Below are 13,296 nucleotides of genomic sequence, written 5' to 3' on the forward strand. Positions count from 1 at the left end.
CACAACGCACCGGTATTTTTGGGCGTTCTTCTCTGATTTATGCGTGCCTATACTCGGTCCAGCCTCTCGGTTCAGCCGAGGGCCAGTCCCACAACAATAATTAAGGACAGCCACCATGACCCAGCCCTTCCTGGCCGCTCGGGATTTTCTGCTCGCTCACCGCACCGACTACGCCACCGCCGTACGGGATTTCCGTTGGCCGCAACTGGGCGAATTCAACTGGGCCCTGGACTATTTCGACGCCATGGCGAAGGGCAATGCGGCCAATGCGCTGTGGATCGTCGAGGAAGACGGCAGCGAGCAGCGCTACAGCTTCGAGCAACTGGCCGCACGCTCCAACCAAGTGGCCAACCACCTGCGCGCCCACGGGGTTGGGCGCGGTGATCGCGTACTGCTGATGCTCGGCAATGATGTGGCGCTTTGGGAAACCATGCTCGCCGCCTTCAAGCTCGGTGCAGTGGTCATCCCCGCCACCGCCCTGCTGAATGCCGACGACCTGCGTGACCGTATTGAGCGCGGGCAGGTTCGTCACTTGGTGGTCGGCGAGGCGCATGTGAGCAAATTCGCCGGGCTGGCTGAAGGCTGCAGCCGCATCTGCGTGGGTTCGGCGCCCGCCGGCTGGTTCCCACACAGCGCCGCCTGTGAATATCCCGAGCAGTTTGAAGCCGAAGGCCGCACCCTGGCCATCGACCCGATGCTGCTCTATTTCACCTCGGGCACCACATCAAAACCGAAGATGGTGTTGCACAGCCACCAGAGCTATCCCGTTGGGCACCTGTCGACCATGTACTGGATCGGCCTGCAACCGGGCGACCTGCACCTGAATATTTCCTCACCGGGGTGGGCCAAGCATGCTTGGAGCTGCCTGTTTGCGCCGTGGAACGCCGGCGCCTGCATCTTTATCCATAACGTCGCGCGGTTCAGCGCGCCGGCCTTGCTCAGTGCATTGGAACGCTACGGCGTGACCAGCCTGTGCGCGCCGCCCACCGTGTGGCGTATGTTGATTCAGGAAGATCTGGCCAGCTACAAATCGCGCCTGAACCTGCGCGAACTGGTCGGCGCCGGTGAGCCGCTGAACCCGGAAATCATCGAGCAGATCCAGCAGGCCTGGGGGTTGCCGCTGCGTGATGGCTTCGGCCAATCGGAAACCACCGCACTGGTGGGCAACACGCCCGGGCAGTTGCTCAAGCCAGGCTCCATGGGCCGCCCGCTGCCGGGCTATCAAGTGGCCCTGCTCGACCCGGATGGCAACCCCGCCAATGAAGGCGAAGTCGCCCTGCCCCTGGACGTGCGCCCGCTCGGCCTGATGCTGTGCTACGAAGACAGCCCGGAAAAAACTGCAGAAGTCATGCGTGACGGTTATTACCGCACCGGTGACACCGCGCAGGTCGACGCCGACGGCTACATCACCTTTGTCGGTCGCGCCGACGATGTGTTCAAGGCCTCCGACTACCGCATCAGCCCATTCGAGCTGGAAAGCTCGCTGATCGAGCACCCGGCAGTGATGGAAGTGGCCGTGGTGCCCAGCCCCGATCCATTGCGCCTGGCCGTGCCCAAGGCCTTCCTGATCCTGGCCCATGACGCCCCCGGCAGCGCCGAGCTGGCCCGGCATATTCTCGCCTTCGCCCGCGAACATCTGGCGCCCTACAAGCGGGTGCGGCGTATCGAATTCGTGACCGAACTGCCCAAGACCATTTCCGGGAAAATCCGTCGGGTGGAACTGCGCCAGATGGAAGTACTGCGTCGCCAGAGTGATACGCGGGGCGAACAGGAACACTTCGAAGAAGATTTTGGCTGAAAAAAAGCCCGGCGACACACATGTGTGTTGCCGGGCAAAGCGAAGCGACCAGCTTCAGAAACGCGGTTTCACAGTCTTCCAATCCGGTTGGTAACGCTGCATCTGCTTTACGTCGTCGCGCTGGCGAATGCCGCAACTGAGGTACTGCTCATGCAGCTTGCCCAGTTGGTCATGGTCAAGTTCCAGGCCCAGCCCCGGGGCACGGGTGATCGTCACGCAGCCATCGACAATCGGCACCTTGCCGCCCTTGATGACTTCCTCGTCCGGCTCCTGCCAGGGGTAATGGGTGTCGCAAGCGTAATCAAGGTTGGGCACCGACGCGGCCACATGGGCCATCGCCATCAGGCTGATGCCCAGGTGTGAGTTGGAATGCATCGACACGCCCAGGCCGAAGGTCTGGCACATCTTCGCCAACACCTGGGTGTCGCGCAGGCCGCCCCAGTAATGATGGTCAGCGAGGACGATCTGCACGCTGTCCAGGGCAACGCTGCGGCGGAACTCGTCAAAATCGGTGACCACCATATTGGTCGCCAGGGGCAAGCCGGTGCGTTTGTGCAGCTCGGCCATGCCTTCCAGGCCCGGGGTCGGGTCTTCGTAATACTGCAGGTCATCGCCCAGCAGTTCAGCCATGCGAATCGAGGTTTCCAGCGACCAATTGCCATTCGGGTCGATGCGCAGCGGCACGCTGGGGAAGGCTTTTTTCAGCGCTTTGATGCACCGCACCTCATGTTCCGGTTCCAGCGCGCCGGCCTTGAGCTTGATGCTTTTGAAGCCGTAGGCTTCGATCATCCGCCGGGCCTGGGCAACGATCTGCTGTTCGTTGAGCGCTTCGCCCCAGCTGTCAGGCTTGTAGGGCGAGTCGATGTGTTCGGCGTACTTGAAAAACAAGTACGCACTGAACGGAATCCGGTCGCGGATAGCCCCACCGAGCAAATCCACCATTGGTACATTCAAGGCGTGGGCCTGCAGATCGAGCAAGGCCACTTCGAACGCCGAATAGGCATTGCTCACGGCCTTGCTGGCGTGAGAGCCCGGCGCCAGTTCTGCGCCGCTGAGGCTCACGGGCCTGTGCGCGGCCACCGTGGCCTGGACGATCGCACGCAGCCCGTTCAGGTTGAAGGGATCGAGGCCGATCAGTTGCGGCTGCACCTGTTGCTGGATCGCCAGCGCCGGGGCATCGCCGTAGCTTTCGCCAAGGCCGATGTAGCCGGTGTCGCTCTCGACCTCGATGATCGAGCGCAGTGCGAAGGCTTCGTGGATACCGCTGGCGTTAAGCAGCGGGGGGTCGCGAAAGGCGATGGGCGTGACGGTAACGCGGACGATTTTCAAGAGGCTGCTCCCTGTGGGCCTGGACGCGAGGCGTGCTGATGTGCAGTCGGTGTGGGGGGCACGGTGCCCCGTGGTGCGGTGCGCGCAAAAAACACCACCACCGCCGCCGCCAGGGAGGTAGCGGCCAGGCCATACAACCCGCCTTCGATGGAGCCGGTGGTCTGTTCCAGCAAACCAAAGGTGGTGGGGCGACAAAGCCTCCCAGGTTGCCGACCGAATTGATCAAGGCAATCACCGCCGCGGCGATCCGGGCATCCAGATAACCCTGGGGAATTGGCCAGAACAAGGCAGAGGCGGCCTTGAAGCCAATCGCGGCAAAACAGATGGCGACAAAGGCAAACACCGGCCCGCCGGTGGTAGACATGAACATACCGAAGGCGGCGATCACCAGCATCAGCGCAACCCATGCCTGCTGATGTTTCCATTTGCTGGCGAGGGCGGCGAAACCGTACATGGCGACGATGGAAATCAACCAGGGAATCGAATTGAACAAGCCCACCTGGAAGTCGCCCAGGTTGCCCATTTTCTTGATCATGCTGGGCAGCCAGAAGGTGGCGCCATAGATGGTCAGGGCGATGGAAAAGTAAATAAAGCAAAACAGCGCGATCTGTCTGTCGGCGAGGAGCTTGAACATTGAGGGCCGGACAGTCCGGACGGCTTCACGCGCTAGCTGTTCCGCCTCGATAGCACTCACCAACGCGTGTTTTTCCTCTGCGCTGAGCCACCTCGCCTGATCGGGACGGGACTGCAACCAGAACCATACAAAGCCACAGAGCACGATCGAGGCAAACCCTTCAATCAGAAACATCCACTGCCAGCCATGCAGGCTAAACCCATTGATGTGCAGCAAGGCCCCCGACACCGGGCCTGAGATCACCGAGGCAATCGCAGAGCCGCTGAGGAAAATCGCCATCGCCTTGCCACGCTCGGAGGCTGGCAGCCACTGGGTGAAGTAGTAGATGACACCGGGGAAAAACCCCGCCTCGGCGGCGCCGAGGACAAAGCGCAAGATATAAAAACTGGTTTCACCTTTGACGAAGGCCATGGCCATCGCGGCCGCGCCCCAGGTGAACATGATGCGCGTCAGCCAGGCCCTTGCGCCGTAGCGCTGCAGGAGCAGGTTGGACGGTACTTCAAAGATCGCGTAGCCAATGAAGAACAAACCGGCACCGAGGCCGTAGGCGGCCGCGCCAATGCCCAGGTCGATCTCCAAATGGCTGCGCACAAAGCCGATGTTGACCCGGTCGATGTAGTTGACGATGAACATCACCACAAATAATGGCAGTACATGACGCTTGACCTTGGTGGCCGCACGGGCGAGCACGGTCGGATCTGGCGGATTCTGAACAGTGTCCAAGGGCAACTCCCAATCATTGTTTTTTTAGGGACGCGTTGATCATGGACGCCGGGCATTGATCCCGTCTAATCTAACTTGGCATCCGATTGATACCTGGATTAGATCAATGTTCGAGCTCACTCAACTGCGTTGCTTCACCACTGTGGCCACTGAGCTGAATTTTAGGCGGGCGGCCGAACGGCTGAACATGACCCAGCCGCCGCTCAGCCGACAGATCCAATTGCTGGAACATCACTTGGGGGTCGAACTGTTTGCCCGCACCACCCGCAGCGTTGCCCTCACCGCTGCCGGCCGCGCATTTTTTATCGAGGCGCAGAACTTGCTGGAGCGCGCCCAGCAAGCGGCGGTGACGGCGCGTCGTTTCGCAGAGGGCGATATCGGCACGGTCAATATCAGCTTCGTCGGCAGCGCGGTGTACGAGTTTTTGCCACGCGTGATCGCCGAGGCGCGGCTCCGGCAGCCCCAGGTGAAGATCGACCTGTCAGAGATGAACACCTACCAGCAATATGAAGCGCTGCGCGCCCGCCGGATCGACCTGGGGATCGTCCGCGCGCCGCTGCTGGAGCCGGGCTACGCCACCGAGTGCCTGGTGCGCGAGCCCTTCGTGCTGGCAGTTCCCAGCAGCCATCGGCTGGCCAATGCCGAGACGGTCAGCGTGCACGACTTGGACGCCCAGCCCTTCCTGATGTACGCCCACTCGGCCTACCCGCCGTTCAACGAACTGCTCACCGGCCTGCTGCGCTCAGCGCGCGTGGCGCCGGAGTTTGTGCAGTGGCTGGGGTCATCCCTGACCATCCTGGCGCTGGTCAATGCGGGCATGGGCCTGGCATTGGTGCCACGTTGCGCCAGCAGTGTGGTGTTCAAGAACGTGGTGTTCCGCGATATCGACTTGGGTGAAGGGGCGCAGAGTGAGCTGCATTTGATCTGGCGCGAGAACAACGACAACCCGGCATTTGCAATGTTGCTGGACGGGATTCGCAGTGCGGTACGTCAAGAATGGGATCAGGCACGCTAGCTCAATCCTCTTGAATACTTGCCTGATCCTCCGACTTCTCGGATTTCGGATAGATAGCCCTTGCACCGTGGTCTAGAGTTCGACAATAAGCGGCCGCCGCAACCTCATACTAAAAATGGCCGCATACACCGATGATCAGCAGGTGAGCCATGGAATTACGAATCAACCAGAAAACCTATCAGGTCGAAGCCGACGCTGACACGCCCCTGCTGTGGGTGATCCGCGACGACCTGGGCCTGACCGGCACCAAATACGGCTGCGGCCTGGCCCAGTGCGGGGCCTGTTCGGTGCTGGTGGACGGTAATGTGGTGCGCTCGTGTGTCACGCCAGTGGCCGGAGTGGTCGGGCGTGAAATCACCACCATCGAAGCGATTGAAGACGATGAGGTGGGCAAGCGCGTGGTCGCGACTTGGGTCGAGCATCAGGTGGCGCAATGCGGGTATTGCCAGTCCGGGCAGGTAATGGCCGCGACTGCGCTGCTCAAACACAGTCCCGCCCCTAGTAAAGCGCAGATTGATGCGGCAATGATCAACCTGTGCCGTTGCGGCACCTATAACGCCATCCATGTGGCGGTCGACGCACTGGCCAAGCAGGAGAGCGTCTGATGGGCATCCTCAATGAACTGCTCGAGGCACCGGTAAACCTGTCGCGCCGCCGCTTCTTGGCGAGCACGGCGGTGGGCGCGCTGGTGATCGGTTTCGGCCTGCCGCTTGGCTCGTCGAGGGTGCAGGCGGCCACGGCCAACGCCGCAGAACGGGGCACTCAGGTGCCAGCGTTTCTTGAAATTCGCCCGGACGGCACGGTGCGCCTGCTCAGTCCGTTCATGGAAGGCGGACAAGGCACCCACACCGCCATGGCGCAGATTGTCGGCGAAGAGCTGGATGCCGACCCCGCCACGTTCATCGTCGAAGCCGCGCCACCCGGCGAAGCGTATGTGGTGATGGACAACGGCCTGCGCATCACCGGCGGCAGCATGTCGGTGCGCATGAGCTACCCGACCATGCGCCGCCTGGGCGCCCTCGCCCGCGCGATGCTGCTGCAAGCCGGTGCCGCGCAGTTGGGTGTACCGGTTGCGGAACTGACCACCCAGCCTGGCCGGGTGGTACATACGGCTTCCGGCCGTTCGTTGGGCTACGGCGAATTGGCCAGTCGCGCTCTGGACATGCCAGTGCCCGACCCGGCCAGCGTCACGCTGCGCGACCCAAGCCAGTTCCGCTGGATCGGCAAGCCGGTCAAACGCCTGGATGCCTACGACAAATCCACCGGCAAGGCGCAATACAGCATCGACCTGAAAGTCGACAACATGCTTCACGCGGCGGTCCAGCATGCGCCACGCCTGGGCATGACCGTGGGCAGTGTGCGTAACCAGTCGCAAGTGGAAGCCATGAAAGGCGTGCATTCGGTGCACGTGCTGCCCGGCGCAGTGGCGGTGGTGGCTGAACGTTGGTGGCACGCCAAGCGTGCGGTTGAAGCGGTCCAGGTCGACTGGCAAGAAGCGGCTGCCGACTCGACACTGCGCGTCATGCCGGCAGACTTCTCCAGCGACAAGCACCGCGACTTCCTCGCTGCCCAGCAAGGCCCGGCCCGTGACGACGAAAACGAAGGTGACGTGGCCGCCGCCTTGTCAGGCGCCAAGACCAAAATCGAAGCGACGTATCACAACCAATACCTCAACCACGCCCAACTGGAGCCGCCGTCGGCACTCGCACGCTTCAACCCCGATGGCACCCTGGAGATCTGGCTGCCTAACCAGGCGCCTGACATGTTCCGCGCCGACATCGCCAAGCGCACCGGCCTCGACCTCGACAAAATCACCCTGCACTCGCCACTGCTGGGCGGCTTTTTTGGGCGGCACTTTCTGTATGACTCCGCCAATCCCTTCCCCCAGGCCATTGCGCTGGCCAAGGCCGTGGGGCGTCCGATCAAGCTGATCTGGAGCCGTGAAGAAGAATTCCTGCGCGACGTGCTGCGCCCGCTGGCCGTGGTCCAGTTCCGCGCTGCGCTGGATGAAAAAGGCTTCCCGGTGGCCATCGAAGCGGTCAGCGCGACCGAAGGCCCGGCCGAAGCGCTGGCCGGCAAGCAGGGCGATAAAATCGACCCCACGGCCCTCGAAGGGTTGTCGGGCAAGTCCTACACCATTCCCAACAAACGCATCGCGCAGATCTACGTCAAAGGCGCGCCCATGCTCGGCTACTGGCGTTCGGTGGGCAACTCGCTCAACGACTTCTTCTATGAGTCGTTTCTCGACGAACTGGCGGACAAAGGCGGACATGATCCCTATGAGCTGCGCCTGCATCTGCTGCGCGACAACCCACGGCTGACCACGTTGCTGCAAGCGGCGGGTGAATTGTCCGGTGGCTGGAAGCGTGGCCCCTTCACCGCCGAGGACGGTACCCGACGCGCTCGCGGCGTGGCCATGGCCTCACCGTTCGGCTCCCACACGGCAGCGATCGCCGAAGTGTCCATCGAGAATGGAAAGGTCAAGGTGCACGATATCTGGCAGGCCATCGACCCGGGCAGCATCGTCAACCCGGCGATTGTCGAGGCGCAGGTCAATGGTGCCGTGGCGTTGGGCTTGTCCCAGACCTTGCTGGAAGAAGCGGTGTACGTGGATGGAAAACCACGGGCGCGCAACTACGACCTGTACCCGATCCTGGCGCCCGCACAGATGGCGCGGGTGCATGTACGGGTGGTCGAGAGTGGCGAAAAAATGGGCGGTATCGGCGAACCGCCGTTGCCCGCCGTGGCACCGGCCGTGGCCAATGCGGTGGCGCAGTTGACGGGCCAGCGCGTGCGCAGCCTGCCCTTGAGCCGACACACTTTCAGCTGACCCTCAGGAAACGCCCATGAACAACCGTCGATTCGCAAGAACCGCAGGCTGGCTGGCGCTGCCCTGCCTGGCTGCCGCAGGCCTGCTGGCCTGGTATGTCACCCGTGAACCTGCTACTGCGTTCGAACAGGAACAGGCGGGTGCCAGCTTCGAACCCGCCTTGGTCAGCCGTGGCGAGTATGTCGCCCGCCTCAGCGATTGCGTGGCCTGCCACAGTTTGGCAGGCAAGGCACCGTTCGCCGGGGGGCTGGAAATGGCCACGCCGTTGGGGGCGATTCACGCCACCAACATCACGCCGGACAAAAACACCGGGATCGGCACTTACAGCCTGGCTGACTTCGACCGCGCAGTGCGCCATGGCGTGGCGCCGGGTGGGCGACGGCTGTACCCGGCCATGCCCTACCCGTCCTACGTAAAACTCAGCGATGACGATATAAAAGCGCTGTACGCGTTCTTCATGCAGGGCATACAGCCGGCCAACCAACCGAATATCCCCAGCGATATTCCCTGGCCGCTGAATATGCGCTGGCCGATCGCGCTGTGGAATGGCGTGTTCGCCCCCACTGCCACCTATGCAGCCAAGCCAGACCAGGACGCACTGTGGAACCGCGGCGCCTATATCGTTCAAGGCCCCGGCCACTGCGGCAGCTGCCACACGCCACGCGGCCTGGCCTTTAACGAAAAAGCGCTGGATGAATCCGGCAAGCCGTTCCTCGCCGGCGCCCTGCTCGACGGCTGGTACGCACCGAGCCTGCGCCAGGACCCCAATACTGGGCTAGGGCGCTGGAGCGAGCCGCAGATCGTGCAGTTCCTCAAGACCGGGCGTAACGCGCATGCGGTGGTCTACGGCTCTATGACCGAAGCCTTTAACAATTCCACGCAGTTCATGCAGGACGACGATTTGGCCGCTATCGCTCGCTATCTCAAGTCGCTGCCTGGCGACCCGCAGCGCGACGGCACGCCCTGGCAGTATCAGGCGGTGACCACGAACCAGGACGTCCCCGGCGCCCGTACTTACGCGACCCGTTGCGCCTCGTGCCATGGCCTGGACGGCAAGGGCCAGCCCGAGTGGATGCCCCCGCTGGCCGGCGCCACTTCGGCACTGGCCAAGGAAAGCGCCTCCGCGATCAACATCACCCTCAACGGCTCGCAACGCGTAGTCGCGGCCGGTGTACCGGACGCCTACCGCATGCCTGCGTTTCGTGAGCAATTGTCCGACCAGGAAATCGCTGAAGTTCTGAGCTACGTGCGCGGAACCTGGGGTAATCAGGGTGGCACGGTGGACGCGAAGGCGGTGGGCAAGCTGCGCGGGCATACCGACCCGGCGAGCAGCAGCCCGATCATCCTGCATATGCGCTGAATTCAGGACTTCAGGTTTTTCACGCTGGCAAACGTGGCCTCGCCCCGCGCCTGCTCCAACACGTTCATGGGCGCAGGCGAAGGCAACGCGTGCAGCACCGGCTTGAGCGCGACGGATCGCTCGCTGTCCGTGACTGAACGCTCATCGCTGGGCGGTACGCCGAAGTATTCGCGGTAGCACTTGGAGAAGTGCGGCGTGGACACAAAGCCACAAAGCACGGCCAATTCCACGATTGAAATGGGTGTCTGCTTGAGCAACTGCCGCGCACGGATCAGCCGCAGCCTGAGGTAATAGCGCGAAGGCGAACAGTGCAGGTACTTCTGGAACATGCGCTCAAGTTGGCGACGCGACAACGCGACATACGCGGCCAGCTCGTCCAAGTTGATCGGTTCCTCCAGATTCGCCTCCATCAATGCCACGAGTTCCTGCAACTTGGGTTGCTGGGTGCCCAGCATATGCTTGAGGGGCACGCGCTGATGGTCCTGCTCGTTGCGGATCCGCTCGTACACAAACATGTCGGAAATGGCCGCCGACAGCTCATGCCCGTGATCCCGACCGATCAAGTGCAGCATCATGTCCAAGGGCGCGGTACCGCCCGAGCTGGTGAGACGGTCCCGGTCGAGGCTGAACAGGCTGGAACTGACAGTCACCCGTGGGAAGGCCTCCTGCATGGCGGCCAACCACTCCCAATGCACGCTGCATTCATAGCCATCCAACAAGCCGGCCCGAGCCAACAAAAAGCTACCGGTACAAATACCGCCCAATCGCTTGGCGTAACGCGCCTGGCTGCGCAACCACTTGACCAGTTCGCCAGTCACGGTGCCCTGGATGCCGATGCCGCCACAGACAATCACAATGTCGGCGGGCGGCACGCTGACTATCGAACCGTCAGGCGTGATGGGCACGCCGTCACTGGCCCACACAGGGTTGCCGTCCGGGCTCGCGGTATGCCACTTGTAAAGCTCCTGGCCGGACAACTGATTGGCCATGCGCAAGGGCTCGACTGCAGCCGCCAGTGACATCAAGGTGAACTGGTCCAGCAGAACGAAAACGATGCTGCTGACAGGACGGGCACTCATGGCTGCGAAGCTGCGGCCACTGTTTTTTGCGCGCGTTCAGGCTGCCGCGCGGTGAGCAAGCCAATCAGGGAAATTATCAAGGCCAGGCCGATTGTCGAGGACACTTCAGAACGGTGCTCGGGGGTCACCAACATCACCGTCAATGCGGTACAGATGAACGCAATGACCAACCAGGTCAGCCACGGAAACAGCCACATCTGGAAGGTCAGCGTGACGTTGCGCTGTCGTAGGATCTTGCGCATGCGCAACTGGGAAATGGCGATCACCAGGTACACCAGCAAGGCGATGGCGCCCGAACTGGCCAGCAGGAAGTGGAACAGCCCGGCCGGCGCGAAGTAGCTGAACAGGGTCACTCCCGCGCCCAGGATCGTGCTGGCGATCACCGCCGCCCTTGGCACGCTCGCCGCCGAGGTCTTCCTCATCAGCTGGGGTGCGTCGCCCCGCTTGCCCAGGGAAAACAGCATGCGCGAGGCGATGTAGATGGAGGAATTCATACAACTGGCCACGGCGATCAACACCACCCCATCAACCAGCAGTTTGGCGTGGGGAATGTTCATCAGCTCCAGTGCCCGTTGATACGACCCTACAGACGCCAACAGCGGGTCATTCCATGGCACCACGGAAATCACCACGAAAATCGACAACAGATAGAACACGCCGATGCGCCACATCACCGAGCGCGTGGCCCGGGCGATGTTCTGCGCCGGGTTACTGGATTCGGCCGCCGCGATGGTAACCGCTTCGGTACCGATGAAACTGAACATGATCGTGATGAAAGCCCCGACCACTGCCGACAGCCCGTTGGGCGCGAAACCGCCATGTTCCTCCATCAACCGGCTCAACCCACTGGCCTCCCGCTCGGGAATCCAGCCCATCAAAACCGCGAAGCCCAGACCGATGAAGCCGATGATCGCAATTACCTTGGCCATGGCGAACCAGAACTCGAACTCACCGTACTTGGACACGCTGAACAGATTGGTGACCACCAACAAAAAGATCGACAGCAAGGCAAACAGCCAAGCGTCGATCTGTGGGAACCACTGGTTGAGAATATGCCCGGCGGCCAGGGCTTCGATGGGGATCACCAGCACCCAGAACCACCAGTACAACCAACCGATGGTGAACCCGGCCCAGCGGCCGATGGCCTGGTCGGCATAGGTCGAGAATGACCCCGTATCGGGGTTGGCCACCGCCATCTCCCCCAACATGCGCATAACCAGCACTACCAGCGTGCCGGAGAACAGATAGGCCAGCAGCACCGCCGGCCCAGCCGCGGCGATCGCGTGTCCGGAACCGACGAACAACCCCGCGCCGATAATGCCCGCAATGGAAAGCATGGTGACATGACGCGGCTTGAAGCCCTGCGCCAACTGGCCGTTCGAATCGTTGGAATTCAGGCTATTCATTGTTTTTGTTGTTCTCGGTGATCGACGTCAGGGCGTACTGACTGAAGGGTCAGGCGATCATCATTTCTTAATGATGGGTCACCTTACGCGGCCTGACTTCACTGAAAACAGCCTGAAAGCGGCAGGGATTGGTCTGATATCGACATCGGTGTACGGCCTGCGTTTATGCCGCTCTGTTATGGGCAGACTCTCGCGGAGCCCCGGCTTGTAAGCCTTGTGGGTACTGGCAGGCAAACCGTCGGGATCAGATCGATGTTGCCAGGCGTCCTTCTGAAGGCGAACTCAGGTATTGGATCGGTGCCCTGCTGGTTGTCGACAACGTTCATGACCACTTGATGCTCCCTGCTCCACAAACTTACCTTGATGAGGAGACGTTTACCCCCCTCCACAACAAGTCATCTCTTCGACCTTTCATCGCATCACTCCGTCCTCGGTTCATTTCTGACTCTTGCGCTTCTGGTATTATGGTATACCATCATACGCAAACCAATCGTATCCCGTTGGAGCAGCCATGAGTTTCGAAATCCGCAAGATCGTCAGCTACGTAGAAGAAACCTTTATCGAAGGAGGCAAGGCCTCCGACACCCCCGTGAAAATGGTGGGTCTGGCCGTGGTGTTGAAAAATCCCTGGCTGGGGCGTGGTTTCGTCGAAGATCTGAAGCCGGAGATCCGTGCCAATTGCTCCGACCTCGGCGCGCTGATGGTCGAGCGCCTGGTGGGCATCATCGGTGGTGCTGAGAACATCGAGGCCTACGGCAAAGCGGCTGTTGTCGGTGCCGACGGCGAGATAGAACATGCCAGCGCGATCATCCATACCCTGCGCTTCGGCAACCATTACCGTGAAGCCGTAAAAGCCAAGAGCTACCTGAGCTTCACCAACAAGCGTGGCGGCCCGGGCACCTCGATCCAAATCCCGATGATGCACAAGGACGACGAAGGCCTTCGCTCGCACTACATCACTCTGGAAATGCAGATCGAAGACGCGCCGCGGGCCGATGAAATTGTCGTGGTGCTGGGTTGCGCCGATGGCGGCCGCCTGCACCCGCGCATCGGCAACCGGTATATCGACCTGGAAGAACTGGCCGCCGAAAAGGCCCAGTAAGCCAGGCAAGCACCCCAATA

General features: G+C 61.6%; 9 protein-coding genes and 1 pseudogene. 6 read left to right on the top strand and 4 right to left on the bottom strand.

All coding sequences use genetic code 11. From position 1 onward, the window contains the following. The first annotated feature begins 115 nt into the window (after nt 1–115). On the top strand, nt 116–1,798 hold the full coding sequence (locus AACY30_RS17295; RefSeq protein WP_339468790.1) for an AMP-binding protein: 1,683 nt from the start codon (nt 116–118) through the stop codon (nt 1,796–1,798). 54 nt (nt 1,799–1,852) lie between these two features. Here AACY30_RS17295 and AACY30_RS17300 read toward each other — a convergent pair whose 3' ends face one another. Both AACY30_RS17300 and AACY30_RS17305 read right to left on the bottom strand, forming a co-directional pair. After that, nucleotides 1,853–3,127 carry a glucarate dehydratase family protein gene (locus AACY30_RS17300; RefSeq protein ID WP_339540809.1) on the bottom strand — a complete coding sequence of 425 codons (1,275 nt, stop codon included), beginning with the start codon at nt 3,125–3,127 and terminating at the stop codon, nt 1,853–1,855. Next, a pseudogene (locus AACY30_RS17305) lies at nt 3,124–4,484 on the bottom strand (MFS transporter). The gene AACY30_RS17300 and the pseudogene AACY30_RS17305 overlap by 4 nt, the downstream one beginning before the upstream one ends. 106 nt (nt 4,485–4,590) lie before the next feature. Here AACY30_RS17305 and AACY30_RS17310 point away from each other — a divergent pair. From AACY30_RS17310 to AACY30_RS17325, 4 genes are all read left to right on the top strand, one after another. Next, a complete protein-coding gene (locus AACY30_RS17310) occupies nt 4,591–5,499 on the top strand; it encodes a LysR family transcriptional regulator (protein ID WP_065876275.1) in 909 nt (302 codons plus the stop codon). A 149-nt stretch (nt 5,500–5,648) separates the two neighbouring features. Beyond that, a complete protein-coding gene (locus AACY30_RS17315) occupies nt 5,649–6,104 on the top strand; it encodes a (2Fe-2S)-binding protein (protein ID WP_339540810.1) in 456 nt (151 codons plus the stop codon). Then, nucleotides 6,104–8,329, top strand: coding sequence for a xanthine dehydrogenase family protein molybdopterin-binding subunit (locus AACY30_RS17320; protein ID WP_339540811.1), 2,226 nt, complete (start codon nt 6,104–6,106; stop codon nt 8,327–8,329). Before AACY30_RS17315 ends, AACY30_RS17320 begins: the two co-directional genes overlap by 1 nt. A 16-nt stretch (nt 8,330–8,345) precedes the next feature. Continuing rightward, on the top strand, nt 8,346–9,689 hold the full coding sequence (locus AACY30_RS17325; protein WP_339540812.1) for a c-type cytochrome: 1,344 nt from the start codon (nt 8,346–8,348) through the stop codon (nt 9,687–9,689). Nucleotides 9,690–9,691: 2 nt separating this feature from the next. Here the strand turns inward: AACY30_RS17325 and AACY30_RS17330 are convergent, their stop codons facing one another. Together AACY30_RS17330 and gabP are read right to left on the bottom strand one after the other, a co-directional pair. Then, complete coding sequence (locus tag AACY30_RS17330) at nt 9,692–10,768, bottom strand: GlxA family transcriptional regulator (RefSeq protein ID WP_339540813.1); 1,077 nt, start codon at nt 10,766–10,768, stop codon at nt 9,692–9,694. After that, a complete protein-coding gene (gene gabP / locus AACY30_RS17335; RefSeq protein WP_339468796.1) occupies nt 10,765–12,174 on the bottom strand; it encodes a GABA permease in 1,410 nt (469 codons plus the stop codon). The genes AACY30_RS17330 and gabP overlap by 4 nt, the downstream gene beginning before the upstream one ends. Nucleotides 12,175–12,685: 511 nt before the next feature. Between gabP and AACY30_RS17340 the strand changes: the two genes are divergently transcribed. Further along, on the top strand, nt 12,686–13,276 hold the full coding sequence (locus AACY30_RS17340; protein WP_049708911.1) for an amino acid synthesis family protein: 591 nt from the start codon (nt 12,686–12,688) through the stop codon (nt 13,274–13,276). Nucleotides 13,277–13,296: the final 20 nt, after the last annotated feature.

The organism is Pseudomonas sp. RA_5y_Pfl1_P24, from assembly GCF_963970945.1.
In the GTDB taxonomy this organism is placed as follows: domain Bacteria; phylum Pseudomonadota; class Gammaproteobacteria; order Pseudomonadales; family Pseudomonadaceae; genus Aquipseudomonas; species Aquipseudomonas tritici.

What these genes read in the sequence shown, in the direction of transcription:
- AACY30_RS17295 (WP_339468790.1), top strand. Translation starts at nt 116, where the DNA reads ATGACCCAGCCCTTCCTGGCCGCTCGGGATTTTCTGCTCGCTCACCGC.
- AACY30_RS17310 (WP_065876275.1), top strand. Translation starts at nt 4,591, where the DNA reads ATGTTCGAGCTCACTCAACTGCGTTGCTTCACCACTGTGGCCACTGAG.
- AACY30_RS17315 (WP_339540810.1), top strand. Translation starts at nt 5,649, where the DNA reads ATGGAATTACGAATCAACCAGAAAACCTATCAGGTCGAAGCCGACGCT.
- AACY30_RS17320 (WP_339540811.1), top strand. Translation starts at nt 6,104, where the DNA reads ATGGGCATCCTCAATGAACTGCTCGAGGCACCGGTAAACCTGTCGCGC.
- AACY30_RS17325 (WP_339540812.1), top strand. Translation starts at nt 8,346, where the DNA reads ATGAACAACCGTCGATTCGCAAGAACCGCAGGCTGGCTGGCGCTGCCC.
- AACY30_RS17330 (WP_339540813.1), bottom strand. Translation starts at nt 10,768, where the DNA reads ATGAGTGCCCGTCCTGTCAGCAGCATCGTTTTCGTTCTGCTGGACCAG.
- gabP (WP_339468796.1), bottom strand. Translation starts at nt 12,174, where the DNA reads ATGAATAGCCTGAATTCCAACGATTCGAACGGCCAGTTGGCGCAGGGC.
- AACY30_RS17340 (WP_049708911.1), top strand. Translation starts at nt 12,686, where the DNA reads ATGAGTTTCGAAATCCGCAAGATCGTCAGCTACGTAGAAGAAACCTTT.